Annotated in this window: 23 protein-coding genes; 10 read left to right on the plus strand and 13 right to left on the minus strand. The window is 62.4% G+C overall.

What is annotated here, in order from left to right:
* Positions 1-78: 78 nt before the first annotated feature.
* On the minus strand, positions 79-285 hold the full coding sequence (locus AB688_RS13700; protein ID WP_063544778.1) for a tautomerase family protein: 207 nt from the start codon (positions 283-285) through the stop codon (positions 79-81).
* 18 nt (positions 286-303) lie between these two features.
* Positions 304-1,038: an SDR family NAD(P)-dependent oxidoreductase gene (locus AB688_RS13705; RefSeq protein ID WP_063544779.1), complete on the minus strand. Its 735-nt coding sequence runs from the start codon at positions 1,036-1,038 to the stop codon at positions 304-306.
* Positions 1,039-1,162: 124 nt separating this feature from the next.
* On the opposite strand from AB688_RS13705, the gene AB688_RS13710 reads away from it, so the two are divergent.
* Positions 1,163-2,083, plus strand: coding sequence for a LysR family transcriptional regulator (locus AB688_RS13710; protein WP_063544780.1), 921 nt, complete (start codon positions 1,163-1,165; stop codon positions 2,081-2,083).
* 5 nt (positions 2,084-2,088) lie between these two features.
* Here AB688_RS13710 and AB688_RS13715 read toward each other — a convergent pair whose 3' ends face one another.
* From AB688_RS13715 to AB688_RS13730, 4 genes are all read right to left on the minus strand, one after another.
* A complete protein-coding gene (locus tag AB688_RS13715; RefSeq protein ID WP_054895397.1) occupies positions 2,089-2,715 on the minus strand; it encodes a TIGR04211 family SH3 domain-containing protein in 627 nt (208 codons plus the stop codon).
* 244 nt (positions 2,716-2,959) lie between these two features.
* On the minus strand, positions 2,960-4,333 hold the full coding sequence (gene ppnN, locus AB688_RS13720) for a nucleotide 5'-monophosphate nucleosidase PpnN (RefSeq protein ID WP_054925383.1): 1,374 nt from the start codon (positions 4,331-4,333) through the stop codon (positions 2,960-2,962).
* Between the two features lie 121 nt (positions 4,334-4,454).
* On the minus strand, positions 4,455-5,657 hold the full coding sequence (gene pncB / locus AB688_RS13725) for a nicotinate phosphoribosyltransferase (protein ID WP_063544781.1): 1,203 nt from the start codon (positions 5,655-5,657) through the stop codon (positions 4,455-4,457).
* The gene (locus tag AB688_RS13730) at positions 5,654-6,304 is read right to left on the minus strand and encodes a nicotinamidase (protein WP_063544782.1); all 651 of its coding nucleotides are present in this window, start codon (positions 6,302-6,304) and stop codon (positions 5,654-5,656) included. The genes pncB and AB688_RS13730 overlap by 4 nt, the downstream gene beginning before the upstream one ends.
* A 135-nt stretch (positions 6,305-6,439) precedes the next feature.
* On the opposite strand from AB688_RS13730, the gene AB688_RS13735 reads away from it, so the two are divergent.
* The gene (locus AB688_RS13735) at positions 6,440-7,141 is read left to right on the plus strand and encodes an NrtR DNA-binding winged helix domain-containing protein (RefSeq protein ID WP_063544783.1); all 702 of its coding nucleotides are present in this window, start codon (positions 6,440-6,442) and stop codon (positions 7,139-7,141) included.
* A 65-nt stretch (positions 7,142-7,206) separates the two neighbouring features.
* The gene (locus tag AB688_RS13740) at positions 7,207-7,638 is read left to right on the plus strand and encodes a hypothetical protein (RefSeq protein WP_063544784.1); all 432 of its coding nucleotides are present in this window, start codon (positions 7,207-7,209) and stop codon (positions 7,636-7,638) included.
* A 48-nt stretch (positions 7,639-7,686) separates the two neighbouring features.
* Here AB688_RS13740 and pbpG read toward each other — a convergent pair whose 3' ends face one another.
* The 3 genes from pbpG to AB688_RS13755 all read right to left on the minus strand — a co-directional run bounded on the left by pbpG (position 7,687) and on the right by AB688_RS13755 (position 9,512).
* Entirely contained in the window at positions 7,687-8,613 is a 927-nt protein-coding gene (gene pbpG, locus AB688_RS13745; protein WP_231100230.1) for a D-alanyl-D-alanine endopeptidase, read from the minus strand.
* A gap of 272 nt (positions 8,614-8,885) precedes the next feature.
* A complete protein-coding gene (locus tag AB688_RS13750) occupies positions 8,886-9,068 on the minus strand; it encodes a hypothetical protein (protein ID WP_054891266.1) in 183 nt (60 codons plus the stop codon).
* 105 nt (positions 9,069-9,173) lie between these two features.
* Positions 9,174-9,512, minus strand: coding sequence for a hypothetical protein (locus tag AB688_RS13755; protein WP_054891267.1), 339 nt, complete (start codon positions 9,510-9,512; stop codon positions 9,174-9,176).
* A 161-nt stretch (positions 9,513-9,673) separates the two neighbouring features.
* Between AB688_RS13755 and AB688_RS13760 the strand changes: the two genes are divergently transcribed.
* On the plus strand, positions 9,674-10,495 hold the full coding sequence (locus AB688_RS13760; RefSeq protein ID WP_063544786.1) for a shikimate 5-dehydrogenase: 822 nt from the start codon (positions 9,674-9,676) through the stop codon (positions 10,493-10,495).
* Between the two features lie 42 nt (positions 10,496-10,537).
* Here the strand turns inward: AB688_RS13760 and AB688_RS13765 are convergent, their stop codons facing one another.
* The 3 genes from AB688_RS13765 to AB688_RS13775 all read right to left on the minus strand — a co-directional run bounded on the left by AB688_RS13765 (position 10,538) and on the right by AB688_RS13775 (position 12,002).
* Positions 10,538-10,780 (minus strand): hypothetical protein, encoded by a 243-nt coding sequence (locus AB688_RS13765; RefSeq protein WP_063544787.1) that lies wholly within the window; start codon positions 10,778-10,780, stop codon positions 10,538-10,540.
* A gap of 98 nt (positions 10,781-10,878) precedes the next feature.
* Positions 10,879-11,406 carry a lactoylglutathione lyase gene (gene gloA / locus AB688_RS13770; RefSeq protein ID WP_054891270.1) on the minus strand — a complete coding sequence of 176 codons (528 nt, stop codon included), beginning with the start codon at positions 11,404-11,406 and terminating at the stop codon, positions 10,879-10,881.
* Positions 11,407-11,633: 227 nt separating this feature from the next.
* Positions 11,634-12,002: a histone-like nucleoid-structuring protein, MvaT/MvaU family gene (locus tag AB688_RS13775; RefSeq protein ID WP_054891428.1), complete on the minus strand. Its 369-nt coding sequence runs from the start codon at positions 12,000-12,002 to the stop codon at positions 11,634-11,636.
* Positions 12,003-12,355: 353 nt separating this feature from the next.
* Here AB688_RS13775 and AB688_RS13780 point away from each other — a divergent pair, with 353 nt between their 5' ends.
* Positions 12,356-13,645 (plus strand): OprD family porin, encoded by a 1,290-nt coding sequence (locus AB688_RS13780; protein ID WP_063544788.1) that lies wholly within the window; start codon positions 12,356-12,358, stop codon positions 13,643-13,645.
* Positions 13,646-13,710: 65 nt separating this feature from the next.
* The gene (cobF, locus tag AB688_RS13785; RefSeq protein WP_063544789.1) at positions 13,711-14,460 is read left to right on the plus strand and encodes a precorrin-6A synthase (deacetylating); all 750 of its coding nucleotides are present in this window, start codon (positions 13,711-13,713) and stop codon (positions 14,458-14,460) included.
* 8 nt (positions 14,461-14,468) lie between these two features.
* Here the strand turns inward: cobF and AB688_RS13790 are convergent, their stop codons facing one another.
* Complete coding sequence (locus AB688_RS13790) at positions 14,469-14,819, minus strand: response regulator (RefSeq protein WP_063544790.1); 351 nt, start codon at positions 14,817-14,819, stop codon at positions 14,469-14,471.
* Positions 14,820-15,079: 260 nt separating this feature from the next.
* Between AB688_RS13790 and AB688_RS13795 the strand changes: the two genes are divergently transcribed.
* From AB688_RS13795 to AB688_RS13810, 4 genes are read left to right on the plus strand one after another with little or no spacing between them, the layout of a single operon-like run.
* The gene (locus AB688_RS13795; RefSeq protein WP_063544791.1) at positions 15,080-18,547 is read left to right on the plus strand and encodes a response regulator; all 3,468 of its coding nucleotides are present in this window, start codon (positions 15,080-15,082) and stop codon (positions 18,545-18,547) included.
* The gene (locus tag AB688_RS13800) at positions 18,544-19,365 is read left to right on the plus strand and encodes a CheR family methyltransferase (protein ID WP_063544792.1); all 822 of its coding nucleotides are present in this window, start codon (positions 18,544-18,546) and stop codon (positions 19,363-19,365) included. Before AB688_RS13795 ends, AB688_RS13800 begins: the two co-directional genes overlap by 4 nt.
* Positions 19,362-19,937 (plus strand): chemotaxis protein CheB, encoded by a 576-nt coding sequence (locus AB688_RS13805; RefSeq protein WP_063544793.1) that lies wholly within the window; start codon positions 19,362-19,364, stop codon positions 19,935-19,937. Before AB688_RS13800 ends, AB688_RS13805 begins: the two co-directional genes overlap by 4 nt.
* The gene (locus AB688_RS13810; protein WP_063544794.1) at positions 19,931-21,157 is read left to right on the plus strand and encodes a hybrid sensor histidine kinase/response regulator; all 1,227 of its coding nucleotides are present in this window, start codon (positions 19,931-19,933) and stop codon (positions 21,155-21,157) included. The genes AB688_RS13805 and AB688_RS13810 overlap by 7 nt, the downstream gene beginning before the upstream one ends.
* Positions 21,158-21,162: the final 5 nt, after the last annotated feature.

The raw sequence follows: 21,162 nt of genomic DNA on the forward strand, positions 1-21,162 counted from the left end.
TCGACTGCCAACACGGGCATGCACCGCCGTGGTCCTTGGGCAGGCTTGCCCGCCAAAAGACCACGGCGATGATGTGGGTCAATCCCGCTCGCGCTTGCGCACCGCCGTTATCGTCTCACCACCCACTCCCCAATTGTCGGTAGGCACTTCCTCGATCACCACGAAGGTACTCGCTGGCGGCTTGTTCAGCACCCGTTGCAGCAGTTCGGTGGTGCCTTCGATCAACAGACGCTTGTGCTCGGCAGTGACCCCTTCTTCGGTCACACGGATATGAACGTATGGCATGGCAGGCTCCTTGGGTTTTCAGTGCCAGGTACCGGCGGTACTGCCGCCGTCTACTGGAAGTACGACGCCGCTGACGAAACGTGCGTCGGTCAGGTATAGCACGGCATCGACGATGTCCTGCGGCTTGCCGGTGCGCCCGCTCGGCGACAAGATACCCAGGCCTGCGACGTCGTTGTTGTGCAGGGGCGTCTCGATGATCCCCGGAGCCACGGCGTTGACCTGTACGCCGCTACCGGCCAGTTCCAGCGCCAGGCCCCTGACCGCCTGGTTCAGGCCACCCTTGACGAGGATCGGCAGCGCTGCGGGTACCCGCACGTTAGGCTGCATGGCGACCGAGGCGGTGATCGCGACGATGTGTCCATGGCCTTGGGCGCTCATGGTCTTCGCTGCGGCCTGGGAGGGGTAGATGAAGCCCTTGAGGTTGGTGGCAAACAGCGCGTCGATGTCCTGCTCGGTGTAGTCGGTGAACGGTTTGGGAATGAAGATCCCGGCATTGTTGACCAGGATATCGACGCGGCCGAACACCTGCAGCGCCGTATCGAACAGGCGTTGTGCGGTACTGGCGTCGGCGATGTCGCCAGCGACGCCGACGAAGGCTGCCGGGTTGCCCAGCTCGATGGCGGCCTGATCGAGGCGGGCCTGGGTGCGGGCGTTGCCGACCACGTTGTCGCCCCGTTCGATAAGGGCCTTGGCCAGGGCAAAGCCCAAGCCGCTGGATGCGCCGGTGATAACGATGGTTCTTGCGGTGCTCATGGTGGGTCTCCAGATAAGCGAACCGGCTGGTTCGTAGGTGGAGCCACTCTAAGACCTCATCTGAAGTTGAAAAATATGGCGGATGGCATTTCAATCGATACCTCGCGTAATCAATAGAGCCATCATGACCCGCCATTTCGATGATCTTCAACTGGGCAGCCTCGAGCTGTTCTGCCTGGCTGCCGATACCGGCAGCTTCACTGCCGCAGCCACCGAGGCCGGGGTCACGCCCGCGGCGGTCAGCCGCTCGGTGGCACGCCTGGAAGAACGCCTGGGTGTACGGTTGTTCGTGCGTACTACGCGGCAGATGCGCTTGTCCGATGCCGGGCAGGTGTACTACCAACAGTGCCGCCTGGCACTTGGGCAACTGGTGGAGGCCGAACGCGAAGTATCTGGTGGCCAGATCGAGCCGCGTGGACGCCTGCGGGTCAGTGCGCCGACGCCTTACGCCCATCACCGTCTGTTGCCGTGGCTGCCGCGTTTTCGCGAGCGCTACCCGCTAGTGCAGGTGGACGTGCATGTCAGCAATCGCAATGTCGATTTCGCCGAAGAGCAGTTCGACCTGGCCATCCGCGGACGCGAGCCTGCCGATTCGCGCCTGGTGGCACGGCGCCTGGAAAACGCCGAGCTGGTAGTGGTGGGCACCCCGGGCTACCTGGCGCGAGCAGGCCATCCGCAGGTGCCGGAAGACCTGGCGCGGCATGAGTGCATCCTGTTCGAGATCCCCAGCAGCGGACGTAGTGCGCCCTGGACCTTTCGCCGTGACGGTGGCCTGGTGGAGATCGAGGTCGGCGGCTCGATCACCTGCCTGGGCGACTTTCTCGCCACCGCTACCCTCGCGCGACATGGCGCCGGCCTGATGCAGGCGTACCGCTTCACCGTGCAGGACGCCCTGGACAGCGGTGAGCTGGTCGAAGTACTACCGGCTTTCGGTGGCACGGCCCGGCCATTCACCTTGATCTATCCGCAGGCGCGGCACATGCCGCTGCGGGTGCGGCTGTTCATCGACTTTCTGGTGGCGGGCGGGCAGTTACCCGCCAGCTGAGGGCTTCAGAACCAGCGGTCGTTGCGTTTGCGCCCGCGGGTCAGCGCCGGCAGGATCAGACCGGCCAGCAAGCCGGCGCCGGCGATGCTGCCGCCGTAGACCATGTACCGCATCATCACCTGCTTGTTCTCGTCGCCCAGGCGTGCCTGGGTGTCGCGCAGGCTCGACTGCGACTGCTCGAGCTGTTCGTTGAGGGCCTTGTTGCGCGACTCCAGCTCATCGATCAGCGCCTTGCGCGAATCCAGGGTTTCCTGCATGCCTTGCACGCGCGTCTTCCAGCTGTCGTCGATGGTCTTGAGCTGGCCGGACAGGTCTGCGACCTGGGCATCGAGTTGCGGCAGGCGTTCGTTCTGGCCGGGGACCGTCTGCAGGTCGCTGGTAAGAATCCACACCAGATCGCCACTTTGGCCGCGAACCTGGCTGTAGTTGCCCTGGGTGCCGATCAACGACACCTTCTGCCCGGATTTGAGCGTGCCGACGATGCGATGGCCATCGGTCGGGCCGCTGCGCACATACGTGCTCAGGCTGTCGCTGACCCAGCGTGCGTCGCTGGAGGATTCTTCGGCGTGGATGGACGGGGCAGTGGCGAGCAGGGCGGCGAGGGCGAGGGTGGCGCGGCGGAATTCGGGCATGGTGGTCTTCGCTGAAACAGTACGGTTGGAGGCCCGGTGACTGGGCCGTGAAGCGGTCGGTGGATTGACCGTCAGCGAAAGACCGTTTTTTTGTAGGCAGGTTCACTGCTTTGGGTGGGAATTGTCTGCAAGATATTGCAGCTAACAGGTTTGCTCATGGGGTGACGCGTGCGCGGATCAATCGCAGTGGCAGTTCACCGCTGCGATTGTACCGCGCAGGTTGGCGCGGAAGCCGCGACCGCAGTCAGGTCACGACCTGGTAGCACGGCACGTAGGCCGCGCCGCCGGGCAGCTTCATCCGGTGCTGGTCGACAAAGGCCTGCAACAGCCTGCCCAACGGGTCGAGGATCGCCTGGTCGCCGCGGATCTGGTACGGGCCATGCTCCTCGATCAGGCGAATGCCCTTGTCCTTGACGTTGCCGGCGACGATTCCCGAGAACGCCCGACGCAGGTTGGCGGCCAGCTCATGGGGCGGCAGGTCGCGACGCAGGGCAAGATCGGCCATGTTCTGGTGAGTCGGGTCGAACGGGTGCTGGAAGCCACCGTCGATCTTCAGCAGCCAGTTGAAGTGGAAGGCGTCGTTGCGCTCGCGGCGGAACTGCTTGACCGTCTTGAGCCCCTCGACCATATGCCGGGCCACTTCGGCCGGGTCGTCGATGATGATCTGGTAGTGGCGCTGCGCCGCTTCGCCGAGGGTGGCACCGACGAAGGCATGCAGTTGCTGCAGGAACGGCTCGGCGCTGCGCGGGCCGGTGAGAATGACCGGGAAGGGCAGGTCATGGTTGTCCGGGTGCATGAGGATGCCGAGCAGGTACAGGAATTCCTCGGCCGTGCCTGCGCCTCCGGGGAAGATGATGATGCCGTGGCCGACGCGGACAAAGGCCTCCAGGCGCTTCTCGATATCCGGCAGGATCACCAGCTCGTTGACGATGGGGTTCGGCGCCTCGGCAGCGATGATGCCCGGTTCGGTCAGGCCCAGGTAGCGGCTGCCGTGCATGCGCTGCTTGGCGTGAGCGATGGTGGCGCCCTTCATCGGGCCCTTCATGACGCCCGGGCCGCAGCCGGTGCAGACGTCCAGCTTGCGCAGGCCCAGTTCATGGCCGACTTTCTTGGTGTACTGGTATTCCTCGCTGCTGATCGAGTGACCGCCCCAGCACACTACCATCTTCGGCTCCACGCCCGGACGCAGGGTGCGTGCGTTGCGCAGCAGGTGGAATACGTAGTCGGTGATGCCCTGGGAGCTTTCCAGGTCGATGCGTTGGCTGGCCAGCTCGCTTTCGGTGTAGACGATGTCACGCAGGGCGCTGAACAGCATTTCGCGGGTGCTGGCGATCATTTCGCCATCGACGAAGGCATCGGCCGGGGCATTGAGCAATTCCAGGCGCACGCCGCGATCTTGCTGGTGGATGCGGACCTCGAAGTCCTTGTAGGCCTCGAGGATGGTCTTGGCATTGTCGACATGGGCGCCGGTGTTGAGGATAGCCAGGGCGCACTGGCGGAACAGGGTGTAGAGACTGCCGGTACCGACTTCGCTCAGTTGCTGGACTTCACGTTGCGACAGCGTCTCCAGGCTGCCTTTGGGGCTGACGGAGGCGTTGATGACATTGCGTTGGGGCATCTAAGTCTTTCCTGTGCGGGTAAAACATCCTTCTTTGACAACACCATACCGACAATTGCACGCGGCAACGAGGGGGAGAGGCAAAGATTCGGCGCTTGGGCAATTGCCAGTGCACGATGGCTCAGGCGGGCACCTTGAACACATGGCGCAGGTAGGCGACGAAATTTTCGTCCCGACACTGGGTCTTGCCAGTGCTGTCGGAGATCTTCGCGACAGGGGCTCCGTTGCAGGCGGTCATCTTGATCACCACGTTCATCGGCTTCACGCCAGGAATGTCACAGGTCAGGTTGGTGCCGATGCCGAAGCTGACGTTGATCCGCCCGTGCAGCGCGCGGTAGAGCTGCAGTGCCTTGGCGAAATCCAGGCCGTCGGAGAAGATCAGGGTCTTGCTCAGCGGGTCGATGCCCAGGCGCTCATAGTGGGCGATGGCTTTTTCCGCCCAGGCCAGTGGATCGCCGGAGTCGTGGCGAAGGCCATCGAAGAGCTTGCCGAAATACAGGTCGAAGTCCTTCACGAAGGCGTCCATGCCGATGCAGTCGGTCAGGGCGATGCCGAGCAACCCTCGGTATTCACGCACCCAGCACTCCAGCGCTGCGACCTGGCTATCGACCAGGCGCGGGCCGAGCTGCTGGTGGGCCATGAACCATTCGTGGGCCATGGTACCGATGGGTTTGAGTTCGTATTCTCGGGCCAGGTGGACATTGCTGGTGCCGACGAAACGCCCGGGGAAGTCGCGTTTGAGGATATGCACCACCTGATCCTGTACGGGATAGGAGAAGCGTCGGCGGGTACCGAAGTCAGCGAGCTGGAAGCCCGCCAGCTCATCGCTGCTGGCGTGCGCCTTGAGCCAGTCGAGTTTCTGGTACAGGCGCTCGCCCACCTGTGCCATCGTCACTTCGCGATAGCGGTAGCGATTACGCACCTCGCAAATGATTGCCAGTAACGGGATTTCATAGAGGATCACGTGCAGCCAGGGGCCGCGAATACGGATCGCCAGTTGCCCGGCATCGTCCAGTCCGACCTGGACATAACGCAGGTTGAAGCGAAACAGGCTGAGGAAACGGATGAAGTCCGGCTTGATGAAGGGGATTTTTTCCAGGTAGGCGAGCTGGTCGTGGGTCACCGAGACCTCGGCCAACTGTTCGATCTGGTAGCGGATTTCGGCAAGGTAGGGCGACAGGTCTTCGTCGTTACGGCAGCGCAGCTCCCACTCCACCTCGGCGTTGGGGTAGTTGTGCAGCACCGCCTGCATCATGGTGATCTTGTAGAAGTCGGTATCCAGCAGGTTCTGGATGATCCGTGGGGCAAAAACGTCGTCGCTCATGGGCGGGGCTCCTTGAACAGTGCGAGCTGGCGGTCCAGCTCTTCCTCATTGGCGCACAGTACTACCCCGGCGGCAGCCAGCTCGCTGCAGGCAGCTTGGGCGCCGGCGTCGCTCAGTGCTCGGCAGGCGGGCAGGTAGAGCAGCACCTGGAGTCCGGCGCGGTTCAGTTGCAGCGCGGTGGTGCGCACGCAGTAATCCAGAGCCAGGCCGCCGACCAGCACGACCTCGACGGCGTGAACCTTGAGGTACTCGATGACCCCGGTGGAGCGGTGCTCGGCCAGGTCGTGGTAGCAGGCGCCGTAGGGGTGCAGGTCAGGCTCCACGCCTTTCCAGACGAAATAGTCGTAATCGATCGGGGCAGGAAGGCCGGGCAGCAGTTCGAAACCGGGTGTGCCGGGCACGCAGTGGCTGACCCAGGTGAGGTCGGCGTTGGTCAATGCCAGTGGCTGAAGCATCTGTGCGGCATCGCTCACCACCCAGGCAGCATTGGCTGGGTGAGCATCCTTGCTGCCCAGGCGCAGGTCGGCACGACGGGCCATGGCATTGAGCGCCGGTGCAATCAGGTGGCCGCCGGGTACCGGCAGCTCCTGCGGGGCGTTAGCGGTAAAGCCGTTCTGGGCATCGACGTCGAAACTGGCGATCTTCATCAGGAGGTTCCTCCACTGGAATGCCTATATATTTCACCTGGTATTATAAGTGTGTCAAGCAGCCTTTTTTCAAGACTAGGGCTTGCATCACAAAAAACACCTGGTGGAATATGGCGTATTGAGCAAGGAGTCGACATGAGCGCAGTTGAAGTCTTGGCCAGCGTGGACATCGTTGCATTGCGCCTTGCCCCGGACTTGCAGGGGTTGCAGGTGTTGTTGCACCGCCGCGAGCGAGAGCCGCACCGCGGCCAGTGGGCCTTGCCGGGTGTCATCGTCAACGGCAGCACGCCGGACAATAGCCTGGATGCGGCGGCCGAGCGGGCGCTGCGAGAGAAGGCACAGGTTCTGCCTCGGCACATGGAGCAGGTCGGTACAGAAGGCAACGCTTTTCGTGATCCGCGCGGGTGGTCGTTGAGTACCTACTACCTGGCATTGCTCGACCCGGCGCAGTCCATCGAGGCAGAGCAATTGGCCTTTTTCGACCTCGACAGTCTGTCGACCCGCAAAGTGCTGTTGCCGTTCGATCATGGGCTGCTGGTGCAGCGCACCTGCGAGCGGCTGGCGGCCAAGAGCCTGTACAGCAGCCTGCCGCTGTACTTGCTGCCGACGCGTTTCACGGTGCTCGATGCGTTGAGTGCGGCGCAGGCGTGCCTGGGGCGGCCGGTGAACAACACGTCGTTGCGCAAGCGCCTGGAGCGTCTGAGGGAGGCAGGCTGGGTGCGTGATACAGGCGAACGCAATCAGCCGCGACTGGGCCGGCCGCAACAGCTTTACGAGCACCTGCCGCAAGGCGTGGGTCCCTTTCTGTTCGAGCGCAGCCTGTTGCCGGAAGCATGAAGCCTCAAGCATGGCGTTTGGCGGCCGATACAGCGGTCAGGTCAAAATCCTTGCGGAGAAGGGAAATGGTAGGGATCACAAGTGTCAATGTCACCGGCGTGAATGGGCAATCGTCTGCGTTGCAGACGGCCGCCCAGGCCAGCGACACTGAAAAGAGCAGCAGCGCGGCTGGCGGCGCCCAGGTCGCCATGCCGGCACAGTCTGACAAGGCCGACAAGGCCAAGAGCAGCGACAACAGCAGCGAGCCGTCACACATCCGCCAGTTGCGTGAGCTGATCAAGCAAATGCAGAAGCAACTGGCCGACGCCCAGAAGCGGCTGTCCGAGGTTCAGGCGCAACCGATGGACGAGAAGGCCAAGCTGGCTGCGGTGGCGGGTGTCCAGGCGCAGATCGCGACCATCAGCGGTCAGATCCAGCAGGCGACCGCGCAGTTGCTGCAGGCCTTGAGCAAGCTGAACAGCAGTAGCTCCGGCAACTTGATCAGCACCATTGCCTGAGGGTGAGGGCAGGGCGGACCCGCAACGGGCCGCCCTGAACGTGGTGACTTACTCGGACGCCACGCGCGAGCGGTTCTGGCGGTCTGACTTGTACTGCATCGCCACCGCCGGCGCCGCCTTGGCCGAGCCGGTTTCCAGCCATTGACGCAGGCGCCCGGCATCGGCGAAGTGGGTGAACTTGCCGTAGGCGTCGAGAATCACCATCGCCACCGGGCGGTTGTCCATCCTGGTCAGCAGTACCAGGCAGTGCCCCGCCTCGTTGGTGAAGCCGGTCTTGGTCAGCTTGATATCCCAGTTGCTCTTGTTCACCAGATGATCGGTGTTGCGAAAGCCTAAGGTGTAATTGGGTTTGCGGAAGGCTACGGTCTTCTCGCGGGTGGTCGAGAGCTCGCTGAGCATCGGGTAGTTGCGCGAGGCGATCAGCAGCTTGGCCAGGTCATGGGCAGTGGAGACGTTGTGCGTCGACAGGCCAGTCGGCTCGACGTAGCGGGTCTGGCTCATGCCCAGGCTGCGGGCCTTGGCGTTCATCGCCTTGATGAACGCGCCATAGCCGCCGGGATAGTGGTTGGCCAGGGTGTTGGCCGCGCGGTTCTCCGACGACATCAGGGTAATCAGCAGGGTCTCGCGGCGGTTCAGCTCGCTGCCGGGGCGGACGCGGGAAAAGACACCCTTGAGGTCAGGGTTGTTGGCGATGGTCATGGTGAGCATCTCGTCCATTGGCAGCTTGGCGTCGAGCACTACCATGGCGGTCATCAGCTTGGTGACCGAGGCGATGGGCACCACGCGGTCGGCGTGGCTGGAGTACAGCTCTTTGTTGGTATTCAGGTCGATCAGCAAGGCGCTGCCGGAAGCCAGGTGCAGTTTGGAAGGATCGCGTTGGGCCTGGGCCGGGGATTGTGCAGCAGCGGTCGACGGAAGGATCGCGGTTCCTGTGAGCGCCAGCAGCAGGCTGAGGATGGACAGGGAAGTTTTCACGTTGAGGCTCACTAATAGTTGGTATGTCGTTGGCTGTGCAAGGGTTTCCCCCGAAAACCGCTGCATTGTGGAGTATGGCTCAGCGGCTGTCGATTGCTCGTCCAGGCCCAGCGTCGAAATGAAAAAACCTTCATGCTGTATCGGTTTTTCCCGCCTGTTGCGACAAATGGTCCCCGCGCTTTCGCACAGGCGAAAAAAAGCCCGCCAGAGGCGGGCAGAAAGAAGCGTAAGGAGCAACGCACAACACATGAAACGGTCAACAAAAACGGTGGTCAGGCGGTAAGGGTGCCGGCCTGCAGCTGTTCGGCCATGGCCTGGGCCTTGGCGCGAGAATCCAGAGGGCCGCTGACGGGCTCGCCGTTGCGCATCAGGTACCAGCAGGCCAGCAGGCCTTGAGCGCGCAAGGGAGCAGGGACAGCACTGCCGACGACAGACATGATGTGGATAGTGGCCATGTTGGACCTCCTGTGAAACATGGCCCTACCTTACGCAGCAGCCGACGCTGTTTGAAATCAACTTGCTCGATAGTGGTCATTACTTTTTTCAACGACAAGTGCAGGTCACCAGCGCGGCGGGCCGTAGTACACCGGCGGCGGGCCGTAGTAGCGGCGATACACTGGCGGCGGCGCGGGTACATAGCGCTCGACGACATAGGGCTGGTAATACACCGGCGGCGGTGGCGCCTGCACATAGACCGGAGGCGGCGGATAATAGGCCGGTTGGCGCTCCACATAGACGGTGCGGTCATGGCCGCCGGATACTGCTGCCCCGACCACGGCACCGACCACGGCTGCACCGAGTACAGGGCCTGGGCCCCAACCGCCGCCATGGGCGGCTGCTTGCCCGCTGACGGCCAGTGCGCCGACCAGCAGGGCGATTCCGGGGATGAGACGGTTCATGAATGAATCCTCGCGATAACCCCACACTTGGGGCTTATCAATAAGACCGCGAAATCGGTAAAGAGAGCACAGGTGCAAGGTAAAGGTTGTGTAAGGGGCGATTGACGGTCAGGTCTGGTACGCTCGCGGAAACGATTCAGTCATCAACGACAGGAGCAGATATGGCGATTGCACCCAGCAGGGACACGACACTGTGCATTTCCCTTGCCGGACGTCCGGGCACTTTCGGCGTGCGTTTCCACAACCACCTCTATCAACAGTTGGGGCTGGACTACTACTACAAGGCCATGACCACCCAGGACCTGCCTGCGGCAGTGGGTGGCATCCGCGCCCTGGGTATCCGCGGATGCGGTGTGTCCATGCCCTACAAAGAGGCGTGCATGGCCCTGGTGGACGAGATCGATCCCTCCGCGGCAGCCATCGAGTCGGTGAACACGCTGGTCAACACCAACGGTCACTTGAAGGCCTACAACACCGATTACCTGGCTGTGCGCCAACTGCTGGAGTCGCACCAGGTCGATCCGGCCACCGCCTTTGCCCTGCGCGGCAGCGGCGGCATGGCCAAGGCGGTGGCCAGTGCGCTGCGTGACGCAGGTTTCCGCGAGGGCCTGATCATTGCCCGCAACGAGCAGGCCGGGCGGCAACTGGCAGATACCTGCGGGTATCGCTGGCAGCGCGAGCTGGGCGACCTGTGTCCGCCGATGCTGGTCAACGTGACCCCCATTGGCATGGCCGGCGGGCCGCAGGCGCAGGCGCTGGCCTTCCCACGTGAGGCGGTCGATGCTGCGCAACTCGTATTTGACGTGGTGGCCATGCCGGCCATCACCCCGCTGATCGTTCTCGCCCAGGAGCTGGGCAAGCCGGTGATCACTGGGCTCGACGTGATTGCGTTGCAGGCGCTGGAGCAGTTCGTGCTGTACACCGGTATCAGACCGACCGTGGAGCAAGTGGAGGCCGCGGTCGCTTACGCCCGTGAAGCCTGAACGGTTGCCATCACGGGGATCCCCGTGATGGCTTGAATGCCCTCAGAACACCCTCTGCCCTTTATCCAGTCGCTCGTCCACCAGGGCGCGGCCGTGCGCCAGAGAAACGTGCTGGGCGTTTTCCAGGTCGGAGAAGAACTTCATGGGCATCGACAGGCGCCTGCTGGTATGGCCTTCGGGATCAGTGATCAGGCAGCCGGCGGCGTAGGGCAGGGGAGAATCGGGGTGGGGCATCACACTGGCGGTGATGGTGTGCTCACGGTACTCACAGTGAAGGGTTTGCATCGTCCTTACCTCGCTGTGCTGGTTTGGAAGCGCTCACCTCTATGTACCACAGCGTGGGGCCGGAAGTTCCCGGCCCCGACGAGCGTGACCTGCGTCGGTCAGCCCTTGAGTTCGGTCGGCTGGATGACTTCGACCCAGTAGCCATCCGGATCCTTGACGAACGCCAGGTGGTTCATGCGGCCATCCTGCAGGCGTTTCTGGAAGGGCACCTCCAGCGCTTCGAAGCGTGCACAGGCCTCACGTACGTCCGGCACCGAGATGCAGATGTGGCCAAAGCCGCGCGGATCGGTGTTGCCGTTGTGGTAGGCGAACTCGGCATCGCTCTCGGTGCCGTGGTTGTGGGTCAGCTCCAGCACGCCTGGAATGGATTTCATCCACTGGTGGCGTGCGGCGTCATCGGCAGGAATCTGCGCCGGGTCGACCAGGGCCAGGAAATACAGGCTGAACTTCGCTTCGGGGAAATCGCGCTTGTCTACCAGGCGAAAGCCCAGCACGCGGGTGTAGAAGTCCAGCGACTTCTCGATATCCTTGACCCGCAGCATGGTGTGATTGAAGACGAATTTTGCGGTGGCGGTGTCGGGCTGGGCGGTGACGCCGGGCAGGGTTTGCAGATCGTTCAGGCTCATGGGGGCTCCAGAGACAAGGCCGGCGCAGACCGCGCCGACGGTGAAAACAGGACGGCCATGATACGGCAGTGAAGCGATTGCGCAAATGAAAGCGCCCTGCACGAAGGCAGGGCGCTGGAATTAGAGGCCCGCATGTGCGGGCGCGTGATGGGGTCGCTAGTCCTTTAGCTGGTTCGATACTCGCCCAGTCGATGTGAAAAAACTGTGAAGCAGGCGTGGATGTTTCATCAGCGTACCCAGGATTCCACCGTGGCCGCACCGTACTGTTCCTTCCACGCTTTCAGGCCACGGTGGTTGCCACCCTTGGTCTCGATCAGCTCGCCGGTGTGCGGGTTCTCGTAGACCTTGACCACGCGCGGACGGCGTTGCTGCTTGACGGGGCTGGTCGAGGTTTTCGCGCTGGCTTTCAGGCCCTTGGGGTCGAGGATCGCGACAATGTCGCGCAAGCCCTTGTCATAGCTTTTCATCAGACCGAGTAGTTTCTGCTCGAACTCGATCTCGCGTTTAAGGCTGGCGTCCTTTTTCATTGTCTCCAGTTGCGCGATTTGCTCCTGAAGTGCTTTTTCGGCCGCACGAAACTCTGCAAGTCTGGACACTTTCATCACTCCTGTCAGTCGGCCGTGGCATGGCGTGACGAACATGCAACAGTAATAAACGCCGGCCACGCGGATGGGTGAAACTGTTCGCTGAACAAGAGTGTAGACGTGGCCCAGTGTTCGGTAAACCTCAAACTTTTAGCGGCAAGTAAGGAACTTTCTGGGCGTCACGAACCGCAAACTCAGTGCGCTTTCCAGGCCTCTGCAACAGCTTTCATACCATGGTCCAATGGCCCGACTAGAGCGCCCGCGTGAAAATGGCGCGTCGTCTTCGTTTAATGTCGAGTGCCTCGCGGCATGTGTGCCCGATAGTGCATCGGCATGTTTCTCGCCTCTTCTGGATGTTCCCCTGCATGTGCTCTCCCTTTCCTCTCGCCCCTGGCCGCAGTATTGCCGGCCTGTCCTTGTTGTGCGCGGCAGCCGGTGCGCAGGCCGATGGTTTTTTCGAAGACAGTCACGCCAAGGTCGAGGCGCGCAATGTCTATTTCAACCGAGACTTTCGTGACGGCCACAGCAGTTCCGCCCAGGGTGCATCCAAGCGCGAGGAATGGGCGCAGGGTTTCATTCTCGATGCCCGTTCCGGCTACACCGACGGCACGCTCGGGTTCGGTGTCGATGCGCTGGGCATGCTAGGTTTCAAGCTCGATTCCAGCCCCGCCGACAGCAACAGTGGTCTGCTGCCCTCAAGTGGGCATGACCCGCGCCATTCTGCCGATCAATACGCCAAGCTGGGCGTGGCGGCAAAGATGAAGGTGTCCCGGACGGTACTGCGTTATGGCGCGATGATGCCGGACGTGCCGCTGCTCAAGTACAACGATGGTCGCCTGCTGCCCACCATGTTCCACGGTGCAATGCTGACGTCCGAAGAGTTGCGCGACCTGAAGTTCACCGTGGCCCGCCTGGACAAGTACACCGCGCGAGACTCCAGTGATCGCCAGGATATTCGCGTGCACTGCAAGAACAAGCGTTATGCCTGCGATATCCAGGCCGACCACTTCGATCTGGCGGGCGTCGATTACCGCGTCAATGATCGCCTCAGTGCCCAGTACCAGGTGTCGAAGCTCGAGAATATCTACCGCCAGCACTTCCTCGGGCTGGTCGCCACGCAACCTTTGGCGGTGGGCGCGCTTTCTGCGGACCTGCGCCTGATCAAGAGCGACGATATCGGCAACGCACGCGCCGGTGAGATCGAGCACCGAGCGTTCAGCGGCATGCTCGGCTACAGCCTGGGCGGGCACAAGTTCAGTGCCGGCTGGCAACGCATGTATGGCGACAGCGCCATGCCTTATCTGGATGGCAGCAACCCTTATCTGGTCAATTACGCTCAGGTCAACGACTTCGCAGCCGCTGGTGAGCGTTCCTGGCAATTGCGGTATGACTACGATTTCAAGGCGTTGGGCATTCCTGGCTTGAGCTTCTTCACTCGCTATATCAACGGTGATCATATCCAGGTGCCGGGCAGCAGCGCCCAAGGCAAGGAATGGGAGCGTGACAGCGAACTCAAGTACCAGGTCCAGAGCGGCACCTTCAAAGATCTCAGCGTGCGTCTGCGCAACTCCACGTATCGCAGCAACTACGAACGATGGGCGCGTGACATGGACGAGACACGGGTCATCGTCAGTTACAACTTCTCGGTGTTCTGAAGCACTTTGCCAAATACCCCTGGGCGATGAACAATGATCGGCGGTACGGGCAGCGAGGCAATGCCATGAAGCAACTTCTGTTGATCGGTATAGGCCCGGGCGACCCCCGTCAGGTCACTTTCGAGGCCGTCGACGCGTTGCGCCGCGCCACGGTGTTCTTCGTGCTCGATAAAGGTGGCGACAAGCATGAGCTGTTGCAACTGCGCAAACTCATGCTCGAGCGCTATGTCCCCGAGGGTGGGTATCGCCTGGTGCAACTGGAGGATCCGCGGCGGGACGGGCAGCACCAGGACTATGTCGGTGCGGTGCAGGACTGGCACCGCGCGCGCGCAGCCCTGTACGCCCGCATGCTCGAGGATGAACTGGCAGCCGACGATATCGGCGCCTTCCTGTTGTGGGGCGAGCCGGGGCTGTATGACAGCACCTTGCGCATTCTTGACCTGGTGCGCGAGCGCGGGGTGGCGCTGCAGCTTGAAATCATCCCTGGGATCAGCAGTGTCCAGGCCTTGGCCGCGCGACACCGGATCGCGCTGAACCGCATTGGCGAACCCCTGATCGTACTGCCGGCGCGGCGCCTGGCCGAGCAGGCAGTGATCGACAACGTCGTGGTCATGCTCGATGGACAGTGCGCGTTCACCGCGCTCGACGACCCGGGCCTGACGATCTACTGGGGGGCTTATCTGGGAACGGCAGACGAGATCCTGGTGGCGGGCAAGCTGGTGGAGGTCAAGACACAGATCGTGCAAGTGCGCGAGGACGCGCGGCGGCGCAAGGGCTGGATCATGGATACCTACCTGTTGCGCCGTGAGGGGTGAGGCCCGCGTCAGGGCGTCCCGAGGATTTCCACGACCTTATCGCGCAGTTGGTCGATGCTGAATGGCTTGCCGATCAGGTGCATGCCCTCGGGGACATTGACGTTCTCGGCGTAGCCACTGGCGAACAGCACCGGCAGCAGCGGCCGGATTTCCCGGGCTTTGGCGGCCAGCGCTTCGCCGCGCATGTCAGGAAGGCCGACATCGGTCATCAGCAGCGACAGGGGTTGCGTGCCATCCTCGAGAATCCTCAAGGCTGTGGTGGCGTCCTGCGCCTCGATGGTGGTGTAGCCCAATTCGTCGAGCACGTCGACCATCAGCATACGAACGATGTCGTCGTCTTCGACTACCAGAAGGTGCATGGTTTGAATCCTGTCACGTAAGGGAAATGTCTTTACTCTGTGCCTGTTGCACAGGCAGAAGTTCCGTCAGGATAGCGGCCCCTGCAATCGGATGGAACGATTGGCTGCGGATAGCTTCAAATACTGGCTAAATGCCCTGTCAGATCAGGCAAAGCTGGTTAGACTCGCACCAGGTGCGGGGGTGGCAGCGGCATACAACAATGACTGAATGTAGTGGCCACACACTGTTCAATGGACTTATTTCGCTCGGGCGTTATCAGATGATTCAAGCAGCCTCCATGGATCAACGCAGTTTTCGCAAGCTGCTGAGCCGTAACGTCGGCCTCCCGTTGGGTGTCGGCCTGCTGGGCGCCGTCGCCTTCGTTGCGGTGATCAACTATTTGCTCTCGGCCATGCAGTGGGTCGAGCACACTGATCGGGTGATTGGCAATGCCAACGAAACGGTCAAGCTGTCGATCGACATGGAAACCGGCATGCGCGGTTTTCTGATCACCGGCGACGAGCGCTTCCTCGACCCCTACGAGGTGGCCAAGCCGAGAATCTTCAGCAGTCTGGACAGCCTGCGTGGCATGGTCCTGGACAACCCACCGCAGGTCGATCGCATCGACCGGCTGGTGGCCCTTCAGCGTGCCTGGAACGAGTTCGGTAGCGAACTGATCAAGGTGCGCCGCGACCAGGGCGATTTTCGCGGCATAATCGGCAATGGTCGCGGCAAGCGCATCACTGACGAGATCCGCAAGGAATTCGACGACTTCGTTGCCACCGAACAGCAGTTGCGCATGGCGCGCAACGAGAAGGTCAGCACGGTCACCATCACCGCGATCAGCGCATTCGTGCTGTTCATCGTCGGCCTCAGTGCGCTGCTGGCCTACTTGGGGCGGCGTGACTTGTTGGCACTGTCCGAAAGCTATGTCAGCAACCTGCAGGCGCAGCAGCGTTCGGCCGAGCGTTTGGAACACCAGGCCTGGTTGCGCAACGGGCAGACCCAGTTGGGGCAGGAGGTCATTGGGCAACTGACGCTGACCATGCTGGGGGACAACATCTTGCGCTTCTTCGCCGGCTACTTGGGTAGTGTGGTCGGTGCATTGTATATCCGTGACAGTCATGGGCGCCTGGTGCGCGTGGCCAGCTATGGGCTCGATGCCGAACAGCAGGGGCGCGAGCAGGTAATGGCCGAGCACGATGGCCTGCTGGCCCAGGTGGTGCGCGAGCGTCGCGTGCTGCGTCTGGATGACCTGCCGCAGGATTACTACCGGCTGAGCTCCGGCCTGGGCAGCGGGCTGCCGCGCAGTGCCTTGCTGGCGCCGGCCAGTGACAACAACCAGGTCAATGGCGTACTCGAACTGGGCTTCCTGCGACCGCTGCAGGAGCGTGATGTCGAATTGCTGGAACGGATCAGCGAAAACCTCGGCATCTCCCTGGAGAGCGCGCGCTATCGCCAGCGCCTGCAGGAAGTGCTTGCCGAAACTCAACAATTGAATGAAGAACTTCAGGTCCAGCAAGAGGAGCTCAAGACGGCGAACGAGGAGCTTGAAGAGCAGTCGCGGGTGCTCAAGGAGTCCCAGGCCCACCTGGAGACCCAGCAGGCCGAGCTCGAGCAGACCAACGAGCAACTGGCCGAGCGCACCGTCGCCCTGGACCGCAAGAACAGCGAGCTCAATGCTGCGCAAGTGGAACTGCAGGCGCGTGCCGAGGACTTGCAGCGTTCCAGCAAGTACAAGTCCGAATTCCTCGCCAATATGTCCCACGAGCTGCGCACGCCGCTCAACAGTTCGCTGATCCTGGCCAAGCTGCTGGCCGAGAATGGCGAGGGCAACCTCAGCCAGGAGCAGGTCAAGTTTGCCGAGTCGATCTATTCGGCTGGCAACGATCTGCTCAACCTGATCAACGATATTCTCGACATCGCCAAGGTCGAGGCGGGCAAGCTCGAAGTGCGTCCTGAGACCACCCAGATGGTGCGCCTGGTCGAAGGACTGCGCGGCATGTTCCAGCCGCTGGCCGATGACAAGGGCCTGAGTTTCGAGGTGAAGCTGGAGTCGCAGGTGCCGGCGACCCTGTTCACCGACCGACAGCGTCTGGAGCAGATCCTCAAGAACCTGCTGTCCAACGCCATCAAGTTCACCGAGCGTGGCCAGGTGAGCCTGAACATCAGTCATCAGGTCGGCATGGGCATCGTCTTTGCCGTGCGTGACAGCGGCATCGGTATCGCCGCCGACCAGCAACAGGCAATCTTCGGTGCTTTCCATCAGGTCGACGGCACCAGCAACCGCCGCTATGGTGGCACCGGTCTGGGCCTGTCGATCTCACGCGACCTGGCGCACTTGCTCGGTGGCCAGATCAGCGTCGACAGCAGTCCCGGCCAGGGCAGCGTGTTCAGCCTGATCATTCCCGAGCGCTACGAATCGGTGGATGGACAGGAAGAGGCCCACACCCTGCGCCCGACCCTCGATCAGTTGCCGCCGCCACCGCGCGCGCTGGCTGCACCTCAACAGCCGCTGCCGATTCCCGCATTTGCCGACGATCGCGAGCAGGCGCCGTTCGCCAATCGCTGCATCCTGGTGATCGAGGACGAGCCGAATTTCGCCCGGATCCTCTACGACCTGGCCCATGAACTGGGCTACAACTGCCTGGTCGCCCATGGCGCCGACGAAGGCTTCGCCCTGGCGGCACAGTACGTGCCTGATGCCGTGCTGCTGGACATGCGTCTGCCCGACCATTCCGGGCTCACTGTCCTACAGCGCCTCAAGGAACAGGCCAACACCCGGCACATCCCCGTGCACATCATCTCGGTGGAGGACCGCGTCGAGGCCGCCATGCACATGGGCGCGGTGGGCTACGCGGTCAAGCCGGCGAGCCGCGAGGAGCTCAAGGAGGTGTTCAACCGCCTGGAAGCCAAGCTGACGCAGAAGCTCAAGCACATCCTGTTGGTGGAAGACGACGACCTGCAGCGCGAGAGCATCGCCCGCCTGATCGGCGACGACGACATCGAGATCACCGCCGTGGCCATGGCCCAGGAGGCCCTAGAGCTGCTGCGCGAGAACATCTACGACTGCATGATCATCGATCTCAAGCTGCCCGACATGCTCGGCAACGAGCTGCTCAAGCGCATGACGGCCGAAGACATCCGCAGCTTCCCGCCAGTGATCGTCTACACCGGGCGGAACCTCACCCGCGAAGAAGAAGCCGACCTGCTTAAGTACTCGCGTTCGATCATCATCAAGGGCGCGCGCTCGCCGGAGCGCCTGCTCGACGAAGTGACGCTGTTCCTGCACAAGGTCGAGTCGCAACTGTCCCACGAGCGCCAGCGCATGCTCAAGACCGCGCGCAGCCGCGACAAGGTGTTCGAGGGGCGCAAGATCCTGCTGGTGGACGACGATGTGCGTAACATCTTCGCCCTGACCAGTGCCCTGGAGCACAAGGGCGCTATCGTCGAGATCGGGCGCAACGGCCGTGAAGCGCTGGAGCGCCTTGAGCAGCACGATGATGTCGACCTGGTGCTGATGGACGTGATGATGCCGGAAATGGACGGCTATGAAGCGACCCGGCTGATCCGCCAGCAGCCCCGCTGGCGCAAGCTGCCGATCATCGCCGTGACGGCCAAGGCCATGAAGGATGACCAGCAGCGTTGCCTGCAGGCGGGTGCCAACGATTACCTGGCCAAGCCGATCGACCTTGATCGCCTGTTCTCCCTGATCCGCGTCTGGCTGCCGCAACTGGAGCGAATTTGACTAGCGAACGCAACACCGATATCGAGATCCGGCTGCTGATCGAGGCGATCTACCTCAAGTACAGCTACGACTTCCGTGACTACTCAGGCGCGTCGATCAAGCGCCGGATCCTCCATGCCCTGCGACAGTTCGACTGCCGTACCGTGACTGCGCTGCAGGAGCGGGTACTGCACGACCCGGGCATGTTCATGCAGTTGCTGCAATACCTGACGATCCCGGTCAGCGAGATGTTCCGCGACCCCGACCACTTCCTCGCCTTGCGCGAGGAGGTGGTGCCGCTGCTGCGCACCTGGCCCTCACTGAAGATCTGGATCGCCGGTTGCAGCACTGGAGAGGAGGTGTACTCTATGGCCATCCTGCTGCGCGAGGAAGGGTTGCTGGAGCGCACCATCATCTACGCCACCGACATCAACCCCAGCTCGCTGGAGAAGGCCAAGCAGGGCATCTACTCGATGCAAAGCCTGCGCGAGTACGAGGAGAACTACCGCAAGGCCGGAGGGCGGCGCGACTTCTCCGAGTACTACACTGCTGCTTACGGCAACGCCATCATGGACAGCAGCCTGCGTGACAACGTGACTTTCGCCGACCACAGCCTGGCCACCGACAGCGTGTTTTCCGAAACCCAGTTGGTGTCATGCCGCAATGTGCTGATCTACTTCAACAAAGACTTGCAGGACCGTGCCCTGGGGCTGTTCCACGAGTCGTTGTGCCATCGCGGCTTCCTGTTCCTGGGCAGTAAGGAATCGGTGGATTTTTCGGCCTATAGCGACCGCTTCGAGCCTTTGGTCAGGCCCGAGCGGATCTACCGCAAGACATGAACGGCGTGCGCGCAGTGGTCATCGGCGCCTCGGCCGGTGGCGTCGCGGCCTTGTTCGAGGTGCTTGGCGGCTTGCCAGAGGGCTTCGCCCAGCCGGTGCTGTGTGTGCTGCACCTGCCGGATGACCGCCACAGCCAACTGGCCGAGGTGCTGCAGCGCCGGTTGCATCGCCCGGTGCGCGAGGCTCGTGACAAGGAACGGATCGAGGCCGGGCAGATCTATGTTGCAGCGCCCGGTTATCACCTGTCGGTGGAGCGCGACCTGAGCCTGTCGCTGAGCCAGGAGGCACCGGTACACTTTTCGCGCCCGGCGATCGACTTCCTTTTCGCCTCGGCTGCCGATGCCTATGGCGAAGGGCTGCTCGGCGTGCTGCTCACCGGTGCCAACGAAGATGGCGCCGAGGGCCTTGCCTACATCAAGAAGTGCGGAGGCCGGACCGTGGTCCAGGACCCCCGCGACGCACAGGTTGCGCTGATGCCGGAGGCCGCACTGGCCCTGCATCGCCCCGACCATATTCTTTCTCTGAGCGGTATCGGGCAGTTGCTCGCCACCCTGGAACCCAGCGCATGCTAAGCCACATCATCGCCAAACTGCTGATCGTCGACGATCTGCCGGAAAACCTGCTGGCCCTCGATGCCCTGATCCAGGGTGAGGACCGTGAGGTGCACCGCGCCCAGTCGGCCGAGCAGGCCTTGTCGCTGCTGCTCGAGCACGAGTTCGCCCTGGCCATCCTCGATGTGCAGATGCCGGGCATGAATGGTTTCGAGCTGGCCGAGCTGATGCGCGGCATGGAGAAGACCAAGAACATTCCGATCGTCTTCGTCAGCGCTGCTGGCCGCGAGATGAACTACGCCTTCAAGGGCTACGAGAGCGGCGCGGTGGACTTCCTGCACAAGCCGTTGGACACCCAGGCGGTCAAGAGCAAGGTGTCGGTGTTCGTCGACCTTTATCGCCAGCGCCAGGTGCTCGGGCGTCAGTTGGAAGCGCTCGAGCGCAGCCGGCAGGAGCAGGAGCAACTGCTTGCCCAGCTGCAGGTGGCACGCAGCGAGCTGGAGCGTGCGGTGCGCATGCGCGATGACTTCATGTCGATCGTTTCCCACGAAGTGCGCACGCCGCTCAACGGCCTGATCCTGGAGACCCAGCTGCGCAAGATGCATTTGTCGCGGGGCAACCTCGCGGCGTTCAGCGAAACCCACCTGCATGCGATGGTCGAGCGTGACGAACGGCAGATCAACAGCTTGATTCGGCTGATCGAGGACATGCTCGACGTGTCGCGCATCCGCACCGGCAAGCTGTCGATCCGCCCGCGGCTGTTCGACCTGTCGCAGTTGGTGCGCGGCCTGGTGGAGAACTTCTCGGCCCAGGCAACGGCGTTGGACACCCACATCGAGCTGCAACGCTGCGACGCGCTGCAGGGGGAGTGGGACGAGTTCCGTATCGAGCAGGTGCTCGCCAACTTGCTGTCCAATGCCTTGCGCTATGGCGAGCGACGCCCAGTCCAGGTGCGGGTGTTCGAACAAACCGGCATGGCCTGTGTGCAGGTCCAGGATCACGGCATCGGCATCAGTGCCGCCAACCAGCAGCGGATCTTCCAGCAGTTCGAGCGGGTTGCGGCGCACCAGGCCAGTGGTGGATTGGGGCTTGGCTTGTATATTTCCGAGCAGATCGTGCAGGCCCACGGTGGACGAATCCAGGTCGAGAGCCAAGAGGGGCAGGGTGCGACGTTCAGCATCCTGCTGCCGCTGGCGACGGCCGATCAACAAAGTGACCAGGCGCAGGCAACCTCTGTGTGACCTGG

The sequence above is a fragment of the Pseudomonas putida genome (genome assembly GCF_001636055.1).
Classification (GTDB): domain Bacteria; phylum Pseudomonadota; class Gammaproteobacteria; order Pseudomonadales; family Pseudomonadaceae; genus Aquipseudomonas; species Aquipseudomonas machongensis.

Excerpts from the sequence above, each read along its gene's own strand:
- AB688_RS13700 (WP_063544778.1), bottom strand. The coding sequence starts at position 285 with ATGCCATACGTTCATATCCGTGTGACCGAAGAAGGGGTCACTGCCGAG.
- AB688_RS13705 (WP_063544779.1), bottom strand. The coding sequence starts at position 1,038 with ATGAGCACCGCAAGAACCATCGTTATCACCGGCGCATCCAGCGGCTTG.
- AB688_RS13710 (WP_063544780.1), top strand. The coding sequence starts at position 1,163 with ATGACCCGCCATTTCGATGATCTTCAACTGGGCAGCCTCGAGCTGTTC.
- AB688_RS13715 (WP_054895397.1), bottom strand. The coding sequence starts at position 2,715 with ATGCCCGAATTCCGCCGCGCCACCCTCGCCCTCGCCGCCCTGCTCGCC.
- ppnN (WP_054925383.1), bottom strand. The coding sequence starts at position 4,333 with ATGCCCCAACGCAATGTCATCAACGCCTCCGTCAGCCCCAAAGGCAGC.
- pncB (WP_063544781.1), bottom strand. The coding sequence starts at position 5,657 with ATGAGCGACGACGTTTTTGCCCCACGGATCATCCAGAACCTGCTGGAT.
- AB688_RS13730 (WP_063544782.1), bottom strand. The coding sequence starts at position 6,304 with ATGAAGATCGCCAGTTTCGACGTCGATGCCCAGAACGGCTTTACCGCT.
- AB688_RS13735 (WP_063544783.1), top strand. The coding sequence starts at position 6,440 with ATGAGCGCAGTTGAAGTCTTGGCCAGCGTGGACATCGTTGCATTGCGC.
- AB688_RS13740 (WP_063544784.1), top strand. The coding sequence starts at position 7,207 with ATGGTAGGGATCACAAGTGTCAATGTCACCGGCGTGAATGGGCAATCG.
- AB688_RS13750 (WP_054891266.1), bottom strand. The coding sequence starts at position 9,068 with ATGGCCACTATCCACATCATGTCTGTCGTCGGCAGTGCTGTCCCTGCT.
- AB688_RS13755 (WP_054891267.1), bottom strand. The coding sequence starts at position 9,512 with ATGAACCGTCTCATCCCCGGAATCGCCCTGCTGGTCGGCGCACTGGCC.
- AB688_RS13760 (WP_063544786.1), top strand. The coding sequence starts at position 9,674 with ATGGCGATTGCACCCAGCAGGGACACGACACTGTGCATTTCCCTTGCC.
- AB688_RS13765 (WP_063544787.1), bottom strand. The coding sequence starts at position 10,780 with ATGCAAACCCTTCACTGTGAGTACCGTGAGCACACCATCACCGCCAGT.
- gloA (WP_054891270.1), bottom strand. The coding sequence starts at position 11,406 with ATGAGCCTGAACGATCTGCAAACCCTGCCCGGCGTCACCGCCCAGCCC.
- AB688_RS13780 (WP_063544788.1), top strand. The coding sequence starts at position 12,356 with ATGTGCTCTCCCTTTCCTCTCGCCCCTGGCCGCAGTATTGCCGGCCTG.
- cobF (WP_063544789.1), top strand. The coding sequence starts at position 13,711 with ATGAAGCAACTTCTGTTGATCGGTATAGGCCCGGGCGACCCCCGTCAG.
- AB688_RS13790 (WP_063544790.1), bottom strand. The coding sequence starts at position 14,819 with ATGCACCTTCTGGTAGTCGAAGACGACGACATCGTTCGTATGCTGATG.
- AB688_RS13795 (WP_063544791.1), top strand. The coding sequence starts at position 15,080 with ATGATTCAAGCAGCCTCCATGGATCAACGCAGTTTTCGCAAGCTGCTG.
- AB688_RS13805 (WP_063544793.1), top strand. The coding sequence starts at position 19,362 with ATGAACGGCGTGCGCGCAGTGGTCATCGGCGCCTCGGCCGGTGGCGTC.
- AB688_RS13810 (WP_063544794.1), top strand. The coding sequence starts at position 19,931 with ATGCTAAGCCACATCATCGCCAAACTGCTGATCGTCGACGATCTGCCG.